The organism is Microvirga alba, assembly GCF_015694465.1.
Taxonomy (GTDB): domain Bacteria; phylum Pseudomonadota; class Alphaproteobacteria; order Rhizobiales; family Beijerinckiaceae; genus Microvirga; species Microvirga alba.
This window is the reverse complement of the sequence record NZ_JADQDO010000022.1, coordinates 1-17,180: the sequence shown is the minus strand read 5'-3', so window position 1 is coordinate 17,180 and position 17,180 is coordinate 1. Positions and strand designations below refer to the sequence as shown.

16 protein-coding genes and 1 pseudogene are annotated in these 17,180 nt (G+C 60.0%); 8 read left to right on the top strand and 9 right to left on the bottom strand.

Annotated elements, in window-relative coordinates; translation table 11 throughout:
* Positions 1–100: 100 nt before the first annotated feature.
* From I2H38_RS20455 to I2H38_RS20440, 4 genes are all read right to left on the bottom strand, one after another.
* Positions 101–451 (bottom strand): ABC transporter substrate-binding protein, encoded by a 351-nt coding sequence (locus tag I2H38_RS20455; protein WP_196273722.1) that lies wholly within the window; start codon positions 449–451, stop codon positions 101–103.
* 44 nt (positions 452–495) lie between these two features.
* Entirely contained in the window at positions 496–1,002 is a 507-nt protein-coding gene (locus I2H38_RS20450; protein ID WP_196273721.1) for a type 1 periplasmic-binding domain-containing protein, read from the bottom strand.
* Positions 1,003–1,220: 218 nt separating this feature from the next.
* Positions 1,221–1,415: a hypothetical protein gene (locus I2H38_RS20445; RefSeq protein ID WP_407664117.1), complete on the bottom strand. Its 195-nt coding sequence runs from the start codon at positions 1,413–1,415 to the stop codon at positions 1,221–1,223.
* A gap of 369 nt (positions 1,416–1,784) precedes the next feature.
* Complete coding sequence (locus I2H38_RS20440; RefSeq protein ID WP_196273720.1) at positions 1,785–1,946, bottom strand: hypothetical protein; 162 nt, start codon at positions 1,944–1,946, stop codon at positions 1,785–1,787.
* 565 nt (positions 1,947–2,511) lie between these two features.
* Here I2H38_RS20440 and I2H38_RS20435 point away from each other — a divergent pair.
* Entirely contained in the window at positions 2,512–3,402 is an 891-nt protein-coding gene (locus I2H38_RS20435; RefSeq protein ID WP_196273719.1) for a LysR substrate-binding domain-containing protein, read from the top strand.
* Between the two features lie 9 nt (positions 3,403–3,411).
* Here I2H38_RS20435 and I2H38_RS21180 read toward each other — a convergent pair whose 3' ends face one another.
* Positions 3,412–3,657 carry a CBU_0592 family membrane protein gene (locus I2H38_RS21180; RefSeq protein ID WP_196273718.1) on the bottom strand — a complete coding sequence of 82 codons (246 nt, stop codon included), beginning with the start codon at positions 3,655–3,657 and terminating at the stop codon, positions 3,412–3,414.
* A 192-nt stretch (positions 3,658–3,849) separates the two neighbouring features.
* Between I2H38_RS21180 and I2H38_RS20425 the strand changes: the two genes are divergently transcribed.
* From I2H38_RS20425 to I2H38_RS20395, 7 genes and pseudogenes are all read left to right on the top strand, one after another.
* Positions 3,850–5,418, top strand: coding sequence for an ABC transporter substrate-binding protein (locus tag I2H38_RS20425; protein WP_196273717.1), 1,569 nt, complete (start codon positions 3,850–3,852; stop codon positions 5,416–5,418).
* A complete protein-coding gene (locus I2H38_RS20420; RefSeq protein WP_196273716.1) occupies positions 5,418–6,365 on the top strand; it encodes an ABC transporter permease in 948 nt (315 codons plus the stop codon). The genes I2H38_RS20425 and I2H38_RS20420 overlap by 1 nt, the downstream gene beginning before the upstream one ends.
* 9 nt (positions 6,366–6,374) lie before the next feature.
* Complete coding sequence (locus I2H38_RS20415; protein WP_196273715.1) at positions 6,375–7,190, top strand: ABC transporter permease; 816 nt, start codon at positions 6,375–6,377, stop codon at positions 7,188–7,190.
* Complete coding sequence (locus tag I2H38_RS20410; protein ID WP_229426849.1) at positions 7,187–8,809, top strand: ABC transporter ATP-binding protein; 1,623 nt, start codon at positions 7,187–7,189, stop codon at positions 8,807–8,809. Before I2H38_RS20415 ends, I2H38_RS20410 begins: the two co-directional genes overlap by 4 nt.
* 10 nt (positions 8,810–8,819) lie before the next feature.
* Entirely contained in the window at positions 8,820–10,826 is a 2,007-nt protein-coding gene (locus I2H38_RS20405; protein ID WP_196273714.1) for a CocE/NonD family hydrolase, read from the top strand.
* Between the two features lie 107 nt (positions 10,827–10,933).
* Positions 10,934–11,686 (top strand): IS5 family transposase, encoded by a 753-nt coding sequence (locus tag I2H38_RS20400; RefSeq protein ID WP_324617459.1) that lies wholly within the window; start codon positions 10,934–10,936, stop codon positions 11,684–11,686.
* A pseudogene (locus I2H38_RS20395) lies at positions 11,662–11,778 on the top strand (IS110 family transposase); the annotation flags it as partial. The gene I2H38_RS20400 and the pseudogene I2H38_RS20395, both read left to right, overlap by 25 nt.
* A gap of 358 nt (positions 11,779–12,136) precedes the next feature.
* On the opposite strand, the gene I2H38_RS20390 reads toward I2H38_RS20395, so the two are convergent.
* From I2H38_RS20390 to I2H38_RS20375, 4 genes are all read right to left on the bottom strand, one after another.
* Positions 12,137–13,837 (bottom strand): ABC transporter permease, encoded by a 1,701-nt coding sequence (locus I2H38_RS20390; RefSeq protein ID WP_196273713.1) that lies wholly within the window; start codon positions 13,835–13,837, stop codon positions 12,137–12,139.
* On the bottom strand, positions 13,834–14,997 hold the full coding sequence (locus I2H38_RS20385; RefSeq protein WP_196273712.1) for an ABC transporter ATP-binding protein: 1,164 nt from the start codon (positions 14,995–14,997) through the stop codon (positions 13,834–13,836). The genes I2H38_RS20390 and I2H38_RS20385 overlap by 4 nt, the downstream gene beginning before the upstream one ends.
* A gap of 1 nt (position 14,998) precedes the next feature.
* On the bottom strand, positions 14,999–16,006 hold the full coding sequence (locus I2H38_RS20380) for a hypothetical protein (RefSeq protein WP_196273711.1): 1,008 nt from the start codon (positions 16,004–16,006) through the stop codon (positions 14,999–15,001).
* 68 nt (positions 16,007–16,074) lie between these two features.
* Positions 16,075–17,040 carry an extracellular solute-binding protein gene (locus I2H38_RS20375; RefSeq protein ID WP_196273710.1) on the bottom strand — a complete coding sequence of 322 codons (966 nt, stop codon included), beginning with the start codon at positions 17,038–17,040 and terminating at the stop codon, positions 16,075–16,077.
* Between the last annotated feature and the right edge of the window lie 140 nt (positions 17,041–17,180).

Here is a 17,180-nt window from a genome sequence, read left to right as displayed (position 1 = left end):
ATGGCAGAATGGAAAGCCGCAGCCGGTGTGCTTGCTTGAAATCAGCGAGGCAGGGTCCATTGCGTCCCCCTCCGGTTACCGTGATATCCCCCAATTGCCCTCAGACGACGGCATATGTGTCGCGGCCTGTGATCCGCACGACCAGGACTGTCGGATCGAGATTGTCTCCATGCGGCGGATTCTTGAAGAATATGCGGGTGCCGAGTGGTGTTGTGATGTCGAGATTCGACAACGCCTCCTGGACCTTGAGGCGGTCGACCACGCCAGCCATCTTGAGCGCTGCATGGAGTGCCATCATGGAGTTGTAGCCGAATGTCGAGGCCAGCGTGGCTTGCTGAGGGAACCGCGCGTTATAGGTGTCGAGAAAAGGTTTCAGTGCCGCCGATGCGAGGTCGGAGCCGAGCCATCTGTAGGAGCCCAGCGTGCCTCCACTGCAATTGTCCCAGTACAAGGGATCATAGAAACTCCCAGTTCCCAGTCCCGGTGATCAAAGGCTTATCGATACCGACGCTGCGGATCTGGAGGGCGATGTTCGGCCCCTCGTTTGGCTGCGAGGCAATCTAGACGGCATCGGGCTTCGAAGCCCCTATCTTGGCGAGCTGAACCGAGAAATCGGTCGCCACTCCGGAGCGTTTCGTCCGCCACGAGCTCGTATCCGAGGTCCTTTTGCAGGTTTCGACAAAACATGGCATCTGAAACCTGCATGTCGTGGCTTTGATCGTAGATGATGGCCAACCGTTTCACCTTTTCGATCCCGACCACCTTCTGCAACATGCGGGGGGAAGCGATCGACGCGACGGGGTTGACCCGGTATGCGAACGGCGACCACTGCTTGATAATTGCGCCCGAACCGTTGCTGATCAACGGCATCTCCAATTGTTCGGAAACCGGAACCACAGGCACATAACCGACAGAGTTATTAGGTCCGAGAGACGCGATGACCAGCGGGTCCGAGACCGCTTGGCGAAAGAGGGTGACGGCCTGCTTCGGGTCGTTCACCATGTTGACAATCTCATACTGATAGGTTTGCCCTTTCGCGTCGGTGAACCCACCCGCTTGTTGAGTTCATCCGCCGCCCACGACCTTGTCGTGAAGCCCTTCAGGCCACGAGCTTCCATCTCGGCTTATGCACTTTGGTTGAAGGCACGGCCCCTTTCTCGTCTCACCACTGCCGTCCTCAAGTAGATTGTGCACGCATTGAATGCGCTCGTAGTCCGACTTCAAGCGATGCCGACGGACTTTGGGCAACCGAGCTCAAGCATGCGGTTCAGCGCATGAATGGCAATGGCAGTTTCGGTCGCGCGACGCCGATCCGTCCGCGAGCGCAGCACATCACCGATCACTCGTTTGAAGCGGCTGATGGCGGTCTCCACCAAGGCTCTTCGAGTGTAGCCGGACCGTTTCTGCCAGCCCATGCGTCCATGCTCGGCTATGCTTTGGAGATGCTGATCGCGCTGGGTCGGAGAAGTCTCAACACCTCCACTCTGGCACATTGAAGCCGTTGGGGGCGTCCACCCCATCAGATCCTGTCAAGTTGGTCTTCGCTTTGCCTTCGCCGGGGTCGAGGTCAATGCCTCATGATGATGGTTGGGTTGGGTGACTCAACGCGTGCAACGACGCTCGGACAATGATCTGAGATAGTTGGAACTTGGCATCTCATGGAGAAGGCCAGTGCGCCGTTCCTCGATGCCGCTCGGAAATCGATCGGTCGATCCGCGCGGTGATCGACGCGACGAAATCAGTTCGGAGCTGCTAACCTGCGCGGAGAGGCTGCGATATGACGGCTATTTGCGGCGCGAGGAAACCAATGCCGCGATCCTGACCTTGCCAGCGAGGGCACCGCCATCAAGGAGATCCGCCGCCGCGCGGGTCATAGCCGAAAGCTTGTCCGTCAGGTCATCCGCGGCGAGAGAACCGATGTCTTTCGCATTCGGCAGAGAGCTCACCCGACGCCCATCTTCCGTTTCTCGACAGGCAATGGAGTGCCGGCTGCCGCAACGGAGCCGAACTGCCGCGGTGCCTGAAAGCGAGGCTTCCGGGGATCACAGTGCGTCATCGGCGAATGGGCGCACCGGCGCCGCCGTGCGGAGAAAACCTCTCGGTCGCAACTTCAGAGAGTGTCGTCCGCTAGAACTCGCTCGACTGATAACAACGGGCCGCGACCATCTGAGCAGGGCCGACACCATCACGCTCGCCGCCAATCAGATCGGTGTGCCCAGGTTGGTAGAAGCACGACGTTTGATCGATAGGTCCATACTATGGTTCGCCAGAAAGTTGCGGCTCATCTCGAGCCGTGGATCACAGACGCCAGTACGAGTCTGATCGGAACTGTCTCAAATTCTTTGGCGACTTAGTCCGCGCCTGCTGCGGACGGGGCTGCTGACCCCGGTTTGGTGAAATCTGCCGTCGTGCTCAAGATCCCGCCATGATCGCATTCCCCGACACAGGTATGATAAGGGGCCTTACCGCTTTGGTGGTGACCGTTGCGCATCCGGAGGAGCAAATTAAGCAATGTTGCGAGGCAGACAGCTTCCACCGCTCGATGCCCTGGTCATATTTGAGGCCGCAGCGCGCTTGGGGAGCTTCTCGCGAGCCGGTTTCGACCTTGGATTGACACAGAGTGCCGTGAGCCGGCAGATCGGCAAGCTTGAGGCATTTCTCGGCGCCAAACTGTTTACCCGCACCTCTTCGGGTGTGCTGCTCACCCCGACCGGTGCGGCCTATTCCACGGAAACGGCGAGAATCCTCAATGACATCGTAAGTGTGACAGACGGCGTGCGGGCTTGGACGGGACCGCGCCAGATTACCATTGCCTGCTCCAGAGGCATTGCTGACCTCTGGCTCATGCCGCGCCTACGCCAGCTCGAGGTCGCCATTCCTGGCTTGGAGCTGCGCCTACGCGTCACGGACGATATTGTTCATCTCCGGCTGGACGAGTTCGATCTCGCTCTTTTCTACCGTCGGGAACGTCCGAGCGGTGTAGCCTTTACAATTCTGGGACGTGAGGAAATCATCCCCGTCTCTCGTCCTGGAGCGCCAAGGTTCGGGGAGACCGAGAACCCAATTCTGCTGTCGATTGAAGATCCGTTACGGGAGTGGCTCGATTGGTCTGATTGGACGACAGCCGCCGGAATCGACGTCCCCGTTGACGCACGGCTCTGGAAACTAGGAGGCTACCGGCTTGCCGTCGAGGCGGCGTGCGACGGGCTAGGCATCACTCTGGGATGGACCTGGTTGATACGTGAGCATTTGGAGAGCGGAAAACTTGTTCCTGCTCACGATTTCACCCTTGTTTCGGAGGGACGCTTCTATCTCCTCTGGCCTGCCGACCGACACCAGCGTCGGATCGCGCGAGAGGTTTCGGACTGGCTGGTTGCCAATAGCGGAGGCGAGTTAACTTGAACGCAGCTTTCAGCTCGCCTGCCGCCCCCGAGAGCGAAAATAACCAATGATCGTAAAGATCAGCCAGAGTACCTGCGTGACAAATGACGAAAGATTGAAGTTGAACGTCAGCGAATAAATAATCGCCACCCCGCCGACGGCGTTCAACGATACGTAGCGGATATCTTCAATCTTCAAAACGCCCATCTGCAGCAGCCCATAAGCCGATAGGTAGGCCGCAACACCTATCAGGCCAACGATGTCAGCAATGCTCACAGATGCTCTCCACGTGGTGTGAAGAAGCCTCTCTATGTGCAAGTAGCGGGAAGTCGGCAACAAATTCGCCGCATGGCGGTATGCGACAAATTCATGACATAGCCTGGAAACATTCCCCTTAAGTTCTGACCGAGAAGCGCCAGGGCTGCGAATCCGTCAGTTAAGGATGCGCCATCAACAGAGGGTTATATTATGACCAACGATATTCGCTTTCCGACCGTAAGCCGCCGCGGCCTTCTTGCCGCAGCAGCAGGCCTTGGAGCATCCGCTTTGACACCGGGCCTGATCGGCAGGGCCTTTGCACAGGCAGTGGATAAGCCGAAGCGCGGTGGCGTTCTGAAACTGGGCATCGGCGGGGGCAGCACCACGGATATCCTGGATCCGCGCATGCTCACCGACTGGGTACCTGTGAACCAGGCTTTCATGCTGATGAACGGGCTGGTCGAGATCGATCAGAACAACAAGGCTATTCCTGAGCTGTTCGAGAGCTGGGAGGCTTTTCCTGGAGCCGCCGAGTGGGTCTTCAATGTGCGGCAGGGTGTCGTCTTTCACAACGGCAAGACGCTGACGGTCGAGGATGTCATCTACTCGATCAATCTGCACCGGGGCAAAACGACATCCGCAGCCCGTGCGATTGCCGAACAGATCACGGACGTGGAAAAGGCATCCGACAAGCAGGTCCGCATCAAGCTGAAATCCGGCAACGCCGATCTCCCCTATATCCTGTCCGATTATCACTTCCTGGTCGTGCCGGACGGCTTCACCGACTGGGTTCGTCCGATTGGAACCGGTGCCTTCAAGTTCGAGAGCTATGAGCCCGGCGTCCGCTCGCGCTTCGTTCGCAACGAAAATTACTGGAAGCCGAACTGTGGCAACGTTGATGCGGTCGAAGTTATCGTCATCAACGACATCGCTGCCCGGACGAACGCCCTCATGTCCGGCCAGGTCCATGCCATCAACCGGGTCGACTTCAAGACCGTCGACCTTCTGAAGCGCAATCGCAATCTGCAAGTTGTGCAATCGGCTGGCGGGCAGCACTTCACATTCCTGATGGACTGCACACAGGGTCCCTTCACCGACAACAACGTACGGCTTGCGATCAAATATGCCATCGACCGCAAGCAGATGCTCCAGACCGCTTTGCAGGGCTACGGGCGGCTCGGCAACGATCATCCCATTCCCCAATCGAACCCGTTCTACAACGACACCCTGCCGCAGCGCGCCTTCGATCCGGAAAAGGCGAAGTTCTATCTGAAGAAGGCCGGTCTCGACTCCCTGAAAGTCGAACTGTCCGCGTCGGATGCCGCTTTCGCAGGGGCGGTCGATGCCGCGGCCATCTTCCGAACCACGGCAGCCAAGAGCGGTATTGATGTCGTCATCAAGCGCGAGGCGTCAGACGGCTATTGGGATAACGTCTGGATGAAGGCGCCGTTCTCCATGGGTTACTGGGGCGGTCGCCCCACTGCAGATCAGATGCTTTCCATCGCCTATGCATCCGACTCCGCTCAGAACGACACCCACTGGAAGAATGAGCAGTTCGACAAGATCCTGCGCGAGGCCCGCGCAATCTTGGATCCGGCCAAGCGTAAGGAGATGTACGCAACGCTGCAGCAGATGATTTCCGATGAAGGCGGAGCCATGATCCCGATGTTCGGCGATTATCTCGATGCCGTGTCGGTGAAGCTGAAAGGCGTAACCCCCCACCCGATGTTCAATCTCATGGGTGCCCGCATGGCGGAACGTGTTTGGTTGGAGGGCTAATGGCCCTCCTCATCCTGAAACGTCTGGCGCTCGGCGTCTTCACCCTGTGGCTTGTTTCCGTTCTGGTCTTTGGCGGAACGCAACTGCTCCCCGGTGATGTGGCGTCGGCCATCCTCGGCCAGAATGCGACCCCGGCCTCCCTGGCGGCCCTGCGCCAGCATCTCGGGCTCGATCAGCCTGCTCTGGCGCGCTATCTCTCTTGGCTCGCGGGCTTCAGCCATGGCGATCTCGGGATGTCGTTGGCAACCCGACAGCCTGTCGCGGATCTGCTATGGCCCCGCTTCTGGAACACCATGGCGCTTGCCGCCTACACGGCGGTGGTCGGCGTGCCACTGGCGATCGGCCTTGGCATCCTGACGGCCGTACGCCGAGGTGGGATGTTCGATCGTGCGGTCAACGTCGCTGCGCTCGCCATGGTGGCATTGCCTGAATATTTCCTCGGGCTGCTCCTCATCCTCATCGTTTCGGTGCAATACGGCTGGCTCCCAAGTCTGGCCGATACTTATCCAGGAATGGGCTTGGGCGCCTGGCTACAAGCCACAACACTGCCCATGCTGACCCTGCTGCTTGTAACCGTCGCACAGATCATGCGGATGACCCGGACAGCGGTCCTGTCGGTGATGGATCAGGCATACGTCGAAACGGCCTATCTGAAAGGCTTGAAAACGGGTCGTGTCGTGCTGCGGCACGCCGTTCCTAATGCCGCGGCTCCCATCGTCAATGTGGTTGCATTCAACATCGCCTATTTGATCACCGGCGTTGTGCTCGTCGAAGCGGTGTTTAACTACAATGGTCTTGGCCGCTTCATGGTGGATGCTGTCTCCAAGCGCGATCTTCCCATGGTGCAGGCTGCCGCAATGGTATTCGGCGCCGCCTACGTCATCCTGAACATGACCGCCGACGTAGCAGCAATCGCGCTCAATCCGCGCCTGCGGTATCCGCGCTGAGGTCCGACCGTGAAACGTATTCCCCTCGCCGCCTGGATCGGCCTGTTCATTATTGCCCTGAACCTGATCGCCTTCCTGTTCGGCCCCTGGCTCGCCCGGTTCGGCGAAGAGGAGCTGGTCGGAGCGCCCTTCGACGTTCCAAGCCCCGAGCACTGGCTTGGGCTCGATCAGAATGGCCGCGATATGCTTTCGCGCCTTCTCGTCGGTGCGCGGATGTCCATCGGCGTATCGCTGGCGGCGTCGCTCCTGTCGTTCTCCATAGGCATCCCTCTTGGTTTCATCGCGGCCATCTTCGGCGGATGGATCGACACCGTCCTGTCGCGCATCGTGGACACCGTCATGTGCGTGCCGGTGTTGATCTCGGCCTTGGTCGTGCTTCAGGCTCTGGGGTCTTCCCTGCCCGTTCTGATCATCACTATCGCTCTCCTCGATGCGACCCGGGTGTTTCGCCTCGCCCGCGTCGTTGCCCAAGGCATCAACGTGATGGAGTATGCCGAGACCGCTCGGCTGCGCGGTGAGGGCCTCGGCTGGATGATCTTCAGGGAAATCCTGCCGAATGCCTTGCCGCCCCTCATCGCCGAATTCGGATTGCGCTTCTGCTTCACCTTCCTGTTCGTCGCCGGCCTATCCTTTCTTGGACTCGGCATCCAGCCGCCCTACGCGGATTGGGGCGGCATGGTGAAGGACAACCAACAGGGCATTCTCTACGGCCTTTACGCGCCGCTCTACCCGGCAGCCGCGATCGCCCTTCTCACGATCGGGGTCAACCTGGTGGTCGACTGGCTGCTGGCCGACCGCACGACAGTTCAGGGAGAAGGGCGATGATGATGGATGCTTCCGATACCATCCTGAGCATCAGCGCGCTCAAGGTTGCGGCTCCGAATGGGACGATCCTGGTCGATGGGGTCGATCTCGATTTGCAGCGAGGCGAAGTTCTGGGACTCATTGGAGAGTCCGGCGCCGGAAAATCCACCATCGGTCTCGCCGCGATGGGATATGGGCGCGGTGGGTGCCGGATCGTGGGCGGCGATATCCGCATCGACGATACGCCTCTGATGACGGGAAGCCGCAAGCAACGCGAAGCCTTCCGTGGCGCACGCATCGCCTATGTTGCCCAGAGCGCAGCCGCAGCCTTCAATCCGGCCCTGCGCATCGGCGCGCAGATCATTGAATGTCCGCTTCAGCATGGGCTCATGGACCAGGGCGCAGCGCAGGCCTGGATGCTGGAACTCTTCCGAGCGCTTGACATCCCCGCTCCAGAAACATTCGGCGACCGTTATCCGCACCAAGTTTCGGGTGGCCAGCTCCAACGCGCCATGGTGGCCATGGCCATGTCGTGCAGGCCGGACATCCTCGTGCTCGACGAGCCGACGACGGCCCTCGATGTCACGACACAGATCGAAGTTCTGGCGCTTCTGAAGCGGCTCGTGCATCGATACCGCACGGCGGCGCTCTATATCACCCATGATCTGGCTGTCGTGGCCCAGATTGCCGACCGGATCATGGTCCTGCGCCACGGCAAGCTTGTGGAGAGCGGCGAGACAGGCCAGATCCTACACGAGCCCCGACAGGACTATACCCGCCGGCTCATCAAGGAACGCGAACACAGTCTGACAGGTGCCAAGAAACACCATGAGGCCGGCGCGACGCTTCTCGATGTGGCGGGAATTACGGCAGCCTACGGTGCAACCACCATTCTTCATGATGTATCGTGCGTCTTGCGGCGAGGGGAAACACTCGCTGTCGTTGGAGAATCCGGATCGGGCAAATCCACCCTCGCCCGCGTGATCGCTGGTCTACTGCCTCCCGCTCGAGGCCATATCGTTTTCGACGGTAAGCCGCTCGCCGCCTCGTATCGGGCCCGCGGCAAGGAAAGTCTGCGCCGGATCCAACTGATCTACCAATTGCCCGACGTGGCGCTGAATCCGCGACAGACGATTGGAGAGATCATCGGGAGGCCACTGACCTTCTATTTCGGCATCAAGGGCTCGAAGCTGCATGACCGTGTGGCAGCGCTTCTAGGCCAAGTCGGCTTGTCGGCGGAATTTGCAAGCCGTCTGCCCAGTGCGCTGTCGGGAGGTCAGAAGCAGCGCGTTTGCATTGCAAGAGCCCTGGCGGCGGAGCCCGATCTCATCATCTGCGATGAGGTGACGTCGGCTCTCGACCCGCTGGTGGCGGAGGATGTCCTGCTCCTTCTCCGCAGGCTCCAGGACGAGACCAAGGTCTCCTACCTGTTCATCACCCACGATCTCGGTGTGGTTCGTCGGCTCGCCGATAGCACCATGGTCATGCAGCGAGGAAAGGTGGTCGAGCAGGGAGAGACAGCCTCCATCTTCAAGCCACCTCATCAGCCTTATACAGAGCAGCTTATCGCCTCCGTTCCAGAGCTTCGCCAGGACTGGCTCGATGAGGTTTTAGCCCGCCGTGCTGCCACGGCTCATTGAAGGGTCCGTCATGTCCGTGCGCATCGAAGAGAACATCTGGATCACTATGAGCGACGGCTGCCGCCTTGGTGCCCGCTTGTGGCTTCCGGAAACAGCTCACGAAAACCCGGTTCCAGCTGTTCTAGAATACATCCCTTACCGTAAGCGGGATGGGACACGCGGTCGCGACGAGCCTATGCATGGGCATTTTGCCAAGACTGGCTATGCGGCCATCCGTGTCGACATGCGCGGCACGGGCGAGTCCGATGGCCACATGGCGGATGAATATCTGAAGCAGGAACAGGACGACGCCCTCGAAGTCATCGCGTGGATCGCTGCGCAGCCGTGGTGCACGGGCGCCGTTGGCATGATGGGAAAATCATGGGGCGGTTTCAATGCGCTCCAGGTGGCTGCCCGACGGCCTCCGGCGCTTAAGGCCATCATCACGGCCTATTCGACCGACAACCGCTATACGGACGACATCCACTACATGGGCGGGTGTCTCCTAAACGACAATCTTTGGTGGGGCACCATCATGCTGGCCTACCAGTCGCGTCCGCTTGATCCCGAGATCGTCGGCGCAGGTTGGCGCGAACGTTGGCTCGAACGCATCGAGTCCATGCCCTTCTTCCCTGCCCTCTGGCTCTCTCACCAGCGCTACGACGATTACTGGAAGCACGGCTCCGTCTGCGAGGATTTCTCGGCTATCGAATGTCCGGTTCTTGCAATCGGCGGATGGTCGGACAGCTATACCAATTCCGTGCCGCGGCTCCTTGAGGGTCTGAAGGTCCCCCGTCTCGGCATCATCGGTCCGTGGGGCCACGTTTATCCGCAGGATGGAGTGCCGGGTCCGGCCATCGGCTTTCTGCAGGAGGCGGTGCGCTGGTGGGATCATTGGCTCAAGGGTCGGGATACCGGCATCATGAATGAGCCGATGCTTCGGGCGTATCTGGAAGACCCCATTGCTCCCGAGGGCACGCGCACCTTTACGCCGGGGCGCTGGGTTGGCGAGGCCGTTTATCCATCCGCCAACATCCAGCCGCACTCCTTCTATCTGGCATCGGATCACAGGCTGGCCGAGCGGCCTGGTGGGCAGGCGGACCTTTCGATCCGCTCGCCCCAAAGTCATGGCAAGGCGGCCGGCGAATGGATGGGCACCGGCTGCGTCGGGGAGATGCCCACCGATCAACGTCTGGATGATGGCAGCGCTCTGGTCTTCGAGACATTCCCGCTCGAAACCGAGATTGCGGTTCTGGGTGCAGCAAAGCTGCACCTGGAACTTTCATCCGACGCTCCGGTGGCACAGATCGCGGTGCGGCTTTCGGATGTCGCTCCGGACGGACGCGTGCGACGCGTGAGCTATCAAGTGCTCAATCTCACACATCGTGACAGTCATGAGCAACCGGAAGCTCTTGAGCCTGGCCGCTTCTACGATGTGGAGATTGTGCTGAACGATTGCGGTCACCATTTCCTGCCCGGACATCGCATTCGCGTGTCGATTGCAACGGCTTATTGGCCGACCATCTGGCCAGCTCCCTATCCGGCAACGCTGACGATCCGTACAGGCGAAAGCGTTCTGGAGTTGCCTGTTCGCCAAAACGGCGCAGCGTCGCCAAAGATCGCCTTCGAACCGCCGGCTCACGGCCCGTTAGCTCCCACAACCCAGGTCGATCCGGGCGCGATCCGCCGATACAGCCTTCAGGATCATGTCACCGGAGAAACAACCTATGTCACGGAGGGGATTGGAGGCCTCTTCGGAGAGGGAATTCTCCGGTTCGACGAAATCGGAACCCAGTTGTGTCACAGCCTGAAGCGCGAGTTGACGATACGTGACGATGATCCTCTCTCAGCGCGATATGTTCTCAGTCAATCCTACGAGATGGGCCGTGAAGGTTGGATCATATCGGTCAGTACCCGTACGCACATGCATGCCGATCGGGACAATTTTTACCTGTCCGGGACATTGACTGCCTTCGAGAACGGGGAGCTCGTTATCGAACGCGAATGGAATGAGATGATCGCCCGCGACTTGGTATGAAGAAATTCGGTTGCGTCGCGTGGTGGTGGTCTGCGGCGTTGGCGCGTGGATCATTAATTGGGGGTGAGTTAAGCGAACGGGATCCGCAATAGCCATTGGCTGCCCTCATGCCCTTCAAACATACCACCTCCCGCCGCCATCGCATTGGCAAGATGAAGTTCAAGGTGACGAACTGGCGGGAGTATGAGGCAGGACTTCGCCAGCGAGGCAGCCTGACGCTGTGGATCACGCCCGAAGCGTTGTCGTCGTGGCAAGCGCCGAGGCGCACGACGCGCGGCGGCCAGCCGCGTTATTCCGATCTGGCGATCGAGACCGCCCTGACGCTGGGCCTCGTGTCCGACCTGCGGCTGCGTCAGACGGAGGGCTTGCTGGCATCGGTGCTACCGTTGATGGGATTGGATCTTGCCGTGCCCGATCACACCACGCTCAGCCGGCGGGCACGGATAGCGCCATCGTCTGAACGGCGGCCAATTCCTCGCGTTCCATCATCGGGACCTGTCCACGTCCTCATCGACAGCACCGGCCTTGAAGTCTACGGCGCCGGCCAATGGCTGGAGGAGAAGCACGGCGTCAGGTCGCGGCGGAAACTGGAGAAAGCTGCATCTGGCACTGGATGCCGACAGCGGCGAGATCATCGCCCACGCCATGACAGACCAGGACACCGGCGACGCGAGACAGTGGAGCCGCTGCTCGACAAGACCGAGGTGCCAATCAGTCAGTTCACCGCCGACGGCGCCTATGACGGGAAACCGACCTACGACGCCGTCACGAAGCACAGCGCCAATGCGGCGGTCGTCATTCCGCCACGCGCCAACGCGGTCGAACGATCGAATGCCGACGTCTCCAGCCAGCGTCGGTAGCGGTGGCGCGTAAGTTGGCGGTGATCCTGCATCGGATGTGGCGCGACAACACGGACTTCCGGTGGTCTAGCCAGGAAGGGCAGCCCGCATGAGATAGCCATCTCGAAAGATCCGCCAGAGCTGGCGGGATGATGTCCCTTGTCGGGATAAGGCAGCAGCCATCGCGTGGGCTCCGTTGCGGCCTGAGACCTGATCCTCAGGGAGCAGATTGACCGCGTATGCAACATGGCGAGGCTGAGGCTTCCGACCCCATCATGCGGCGGTGTCTGCCGACCGCGGAGGGAACCATGACCCGACAGGTGATATCAGCCGAACTGACGGAAACGGCCGCTCAAAGGGCTTTACTAAAAGTCCCCGGAATAAGAGACCGGTGCCGGTAACGCGACAAGCCCCTGTGATTCCAGTCCTTCGCGAGACGAGCACGTGTCCCCAGCGTGACCTCATTCGGGCTCATGAGAACAGCTCAGACATTGATTTTCCTATGATGCGGGTTGCCGCCAACACGAGGAGCAAGGTGACCGCGATCGTGACTGAGCCTATAGCTGCTGCCGCCGCAGTTTCCTGAGTTTCCAGCCGCTCATAGATCGCGATGGAAACGGTCTTCCAGCGTGCCGAATAAAGCATGACTGTCGTGCTCATCTCAGAGATCAGCGTGGTGAATACGATGATCGCGCCCGCCAGGATCCCCGGCGCGATCAATGGGACGGTAATCCTGTGCATTGTATGGCCCCACGTGGCTCCGGCGACCGTCGAGGCCTCCTCCATCTTAGGATCGATCTGCGCGACGGCGGCCACCACTGAGCGGTAGATATAGGCGATACGGCGCACGAAATAGCCGATGACCATGATCAGAGCGGTACCTGACAACGCGATGGGCCCACTGTTAAAGGTGACGAGGAGCGCCACGCCGGTCACGATACCCGGCAGGATGAACGGAAGCATGATTGTGAGATCCAAGGCCCATTTACCCGCGAAGCTCTTACGCTCGGCGACGTAGCCCGTGAGTGTGCCGAAGACTACGCAGGCCAGTGTGGCGATAGCGGCCAAAATCAGGCTGTTCTGCATCGGCTCCACGATCCTGCTGAAGATGTAGACATAGTTTCCCCAGCCGAAGCGGGTAGGCCAGACCGTTCCTGGCCAGCGCTCAGCGAAGGAAGTGAACACCACCACGGCCTGAGGCAGCAGCGCGATCGCCAGCAGCCCCCATACGTAGAGGTTGGCTACGATCTTGACGCCGAGCCCTGTGTGGAGAGGTGCCCGACGGGTGGTGCTGCCCACGGTGACGAAGCGGCGTTTCTTGTTGATCCGGATCAGGAATAGGATAGCCACCAGCGTGATCGCCACGTTGACCAGTGCGATGGCCGAGGCGGCGTTTAGATTGAAATAGCCGTGGATCTGGAAGTACATGAGGGTGGAGAGCACATACACCTCACCCCCAAGGATCGCAGGGGTGCCGAACTCGCCGAGCGCTTCGATGAGGACGATCATGGCACCTGCCAGCATGGGCGGAATAGCGAGCGGCAGCACCACTGTGAGCAATACCCGCAGGCGCGAGGCGCCCATAACCTTGGCGCTTTCCTCGAGATGCGGATCCACTGCCACCAGCGCGCCCTGCACGAACAGAAACACAAAAGTGAAATGGGAGAGCACCATGGCCAGAATCACCCCAAAATACCCGTAGATGGGAGGCATTTGGAGATCAAACCACTCCTGAAGATAATAGGTGAAGATGCCGGAGCGCCCGAAAAGGACGACCCAAGCATAGGCGCCGATGAAGGGCGGAGAGATGAGCGGAATGATAGAAAGCGATAGGATCAGCGGCTTGAACGGCATTTCAACCCGGGCAACAAAATAGGCCGCCGGCAACGCCACCAGAGTGGCCAATACCGTGACCGTAATGCCGATTACGATCGTATTGACCAGCGCTTTCTGGTACATGGACGAGGTGAGGAAACGCTGGAAGTTGTCCAGGGTGGCTGTCCCGATCCCGAAGGTCTCTCCGGTTGGGGCGAAACTGTTCGCAAGGGTGGTCACGATTGGGTAGATCAGGAAGGCGAGCAGCACAAAGATGGTGAGCCCGCCTGCGATGTAGGGGAGAATGTCGGGCCGGCGCCGCTGAGGGGTGCCGATGGAGGTTTCGGATGCGCTCACGATGCCGCCTCCACGAAGATCATGCCGTCGTCTTTGAGGCCGAAATACACTTCGGCGCCTTCGGTAACGCCCGCCGCAAAGGCGGCCAGGTCAATGATGACAGAACCACGTGCAGCAGGACTTTCCACGAGATAGCGTACGAATGTGCCGAGGAATTGGATGCGCACGGCACGTCCCGTGAACACGGATGAAGCATCAATCGTTTTTGTCCCATGGGCGGCGCTGAGCCACATCTTCTCAGGCCGGACCATGAGCAGGCCCTTGTGCGGGGCAGAGAACCAGCCTGCTTCCCCGTTGGCCGCGGTCACGACCGGCAATCCGACGAAGCGCGCTCCTCCCGGCACGAGGGCTGTGCCCATATCGCGGTCGCGGCTGTCGACATCGACCGGAAAGAAATTGGCCTTGCCGATGAAGTCGGCCACGAACAAAGAGGTCGGGTGCGTGTAGATCTCGTAGGGTGATCCCACTTGCATGAGAAGGCCCTTGGAGAAGACCGCGATCCGGTCAGACACAGCCATTGCCTCTTCCTGGTCATGGGTGACGTAGAGGGCCATTACCCCCAATGTCTTCTGCAGGCGCCGAATTTCGTCGCGCATCTCAACCCTGAGCTTGGCATCGAGATTTGCCAGCGGCTCGTCAAGCAGGAGGATGCCAGGGCGGTACACCAGAGCACGTGCGATGGAGACGCGCTGCTGCTGGCCACCGGACAGGTCTGCGGGATAGCGCTGGGCCAAGCCCTCGAGCCGGAGCATCGCAAGCGTCTCGGTGACTCTTTGGCGGACCATGGTTCCATCCGCCCCGCGCAGCCGCAAGCCATAGGCGGCGTTTTCAAACACTGTCATGTGCGGGAACAGCGCATAAGACTGGAAGACCATGCCGATATTGCGCTCGAAGGCGTTCTTCTTGCGGAAGTCGGCTCCGTCGAGCCGGATTTCGCCCGAGGATATGGTTTCGAGGCCAGCAATCATGCGCAAGGTGGTGGTCTTGCCGCAGCCGGAGGGCCCGAGCATCGTGAAGAAGGTGTCGCCTGTAATTTCGAAGCTGACGTCGCGCACTGCGGTCACGGGGCCATCCGGCGTCTGAAAGACCTTGGTGAGATCGCGTACGGAGAAGTTCAAGGGCGCAGCGGTATGCCGGGCGATGTTGTGTTGAGCGTCCATGTCAATGACGTCCTGAAGTCACGATAAGGATGGAGCGGTCGTCGCCAAAGAATTCGCCAGACCGTCCCTTGGTGCTGCGGTAGGAGCTAATGCGCTCGGGATCGACAGCATCGGCGTGGGCCAGCCCCTCTTCCCAGGCCACTATGCTTGCCGTCCGCCCTGGGGCCGGGTAGCCATCGGAAGCGAGTTCTAGCGTCGTAATGTCCGCCAGATCGAAATCCTGACTGCGCACCACGCATGAGGCCTCGCTGACTCCGTCGAGCGTGCTTGCGTTGAACCGGTCCGGATCGGCCCGGATGCCGGCGAGACCAGCCGATAAGATGGCATCGACGCGTGCCGCATCGCCGCAACAGGCGGCAAGCACCTCCGCATCGGCAAGCACGGTCGCTCTCACCGCCTCGATGTCGACGGCGGCCAGCCCTTGGGGCGGAACTCGGTCCCGAGCGAGCCCCTGCACGATCAGGGCGCGTGCCACCGGCCGAATTGCGTCGGCTTTGATGCCTTGCGCCTCGAGTCGGCGCCAAGCGAGGGACCGGGCGAGTGACAGCACGAAATCGCTAGGAAAGTCGTGCACGAGGACCATCTTTTCATTCACCCGGGCTCGGCAGTCACCGATTGCGATCAGACGTAAGCGACTTTCACAGATGAAAGCCGCGGTAATTCCGGCCCGGAAGCGGTGGCGCCCGGCAGTGGCTTCCTCCGCCTTGATGCCAAGACGGGCATAGAGTGACGCGATAGATTGGTTGAGGATCTTGATCGTCGCTTCGGGCGCGGGCAACTCGGTGAGCGGGCCAGCAGCCATGCGTGAAATGGCGTCAGCGACCGCCTGGGCCGCCAGATATCCTCCTGTCGCCTGGTGCCCGTAAGAATCGTCATAACGCAGCCCGCCAAGATCAGTCGCCCCGTCGATGACGGCAAAGAGGCGTCCTGGCACGGCGACCAGACGATCCTCATTGCTTTCGGGTTCATGGGGATTCTTGGCCTGAGTGAACCCCTCGAAACGATGCATCCTGCCCCCTCATGATCGGTGGGAACGGGCAGTACGCCCGTCCCGGAATGTCTTGTCTTGAAACGAGCTCAACGGCTGAACAGCTCGTCCCATCGGGCGAGGTTTTCCTTGCGCGTACGGGAAGCTAAGGCGTCGTCATACGCGAAGGTGACGATCTCGGAGGTAGGGGCAAGCCCTTCGGGCGCAGCGATGTCCGAGCGCACCGAACGCCGGTTGGTGCTCGCGAGGATCGCGTGCGCCTCCTTAGAGTTCAGAAACTCTAAGAAGAGGCGGGCATTGTCTGGATTAGGTCCGCCTTTGATGATGGCGGAGGCATCAAATCGCAGAGCCGTCCCGTCGGACGGATAGACGGCCGCAACGGGATAACCCTCGTTGATCAAGGGCTTGATGTTGGCCTCACCCGTAACCCCGATCTCCATCTCGCCACGCGCGACGTCCTGGAAAACACTCTGTGACGAGGTGACGAAGCGTGCATTGGCCATGATCGCCTTGGCGGTGTCCCACCCCTGGAGCTGCAGGATCTGCGCGAGTTGGGCATAGGCGGAGCCGGACAGGGAAGGATTGGCCAAAACAATCTTACCCTTGTACTCAGGCTTGGCCAAATCGAGCCAGCTCTTCGGAAGTTTATTCTTCGAGAGCAGTCTGGTGTTCACGATGAACGCCTGCAATGGCATCGAGCAACCGTAATAGGTTTCGTTCGGACCGATCACGTCTTTGCTGAATTTGTCCGCCTCTGCGCTTTTGTAGGGCGCAAATAGGTCGGGGTTGGCCATGTAGGCCTCGCTGGAGGCGCACACCATGACGTCACCCTGCGGTCTGGCCTTTTCGGCGGACGCACGGGTGAACAGCTCGCCCACACCGCCATTGATGGCGGCAATCGAAACCTTCGGATATTTCGCCCGGAAAGCATCAATGAGCTTCTCCCCCGCGTCGCCGGCCGGATTGTAGACGACGAGATTGCCCTGCTGGGCCAACGCGGTGTGTCCGGATGCGGCGCTCAGAACGACGGCAATTGCCAGTACCTTCAGTCGCATGACGTTCCCTCCTCCCTCTTTGCTTTTGGGGATGAGCAAGTCTTGATCATTCGAGGGAATTTGGCAACCGGTTGCATAAATAATACGTGATGCTAGCGTGCGCGCTGTTCATGCGGTTTCGAACAGGAGCTAGTCTACGG

Coding starts and splice junctions, on each gene's coding strand:
- I2H38_RS20450 (WP_196273721.1), bottom strand. CDS start 1,002: ATGGTGAACGACCCGAAGCAGGCCGTCACCCTCTTTCGCCAAGCGGTC.
- I2H38_RS20445 (WP_407664117.1), bottom strand. CDS start 1,415: ATGGGCTGGCAGAAACGGTCCGGCTACACTCGAAGAGCCTTGGTGGAG.
- I2H38_RS20435 (WP_196273719.1), top strand. CDS start 2,512: ATGTTGCGAGGCAGACAGCTTCCACCGCTCGATGCCCTGGTCATATTT.
- I2H38_RS20425 (WP_196273717.1), top strand. CDS start 3,850: ATGACCAACGATATTCGCTTTCCGACCGTAAGCCGCCGCGGCCTTCTT.
- I2H38_RS20420 (WP_196273716.1), top strand. CDS start 5,418: ATGGCCCTCCTCATCCTGAAACGTCTGGCGCTCGGCGTCTTCACCCTG.
- I2H38_RS20410 (WP_229426849.1), top strand. CDS start 7,187: ATGATGATGGATGCTTCCGATACCATCCTGAGCATCAGCGCGCTCAAG.
- I2H38_RS20405 (WP_196273714.1), top strand. CDS start 8,820: ATGTCCGTGCGCATCGAAGAGAACATCTGGATCACTATGAGCGACGGC.
- I2H38_RS20400 (WP_324617459.1), top strand. CDS start 10,934: ATGCCCTTCAAACATACCACCTCCCGCCGCCATCGCATTGGCAAGATG.
- I2H38_RS20385 (WP_196273712.1), bottom strand. CDS start 14,997: ATGGACGCTCAACACAACATCGCCCGGCATACCGCTGCGCCCTTGAAC.
- I2H38_RS20380 (WP_196273711.1), bottom strand. CDS start 16,006: ATGCATCGTTTCGAGGGGTTCACTCAGGCCAAGAATCCCCATGAACCC.
- I2H38_RS20375 (WP_196273710.1), bottom strand. CDS start 17,040: ATGCGACTGAAGGTACTGGCAATTGCCGTCGTTCTGAGCGCCGCATCC.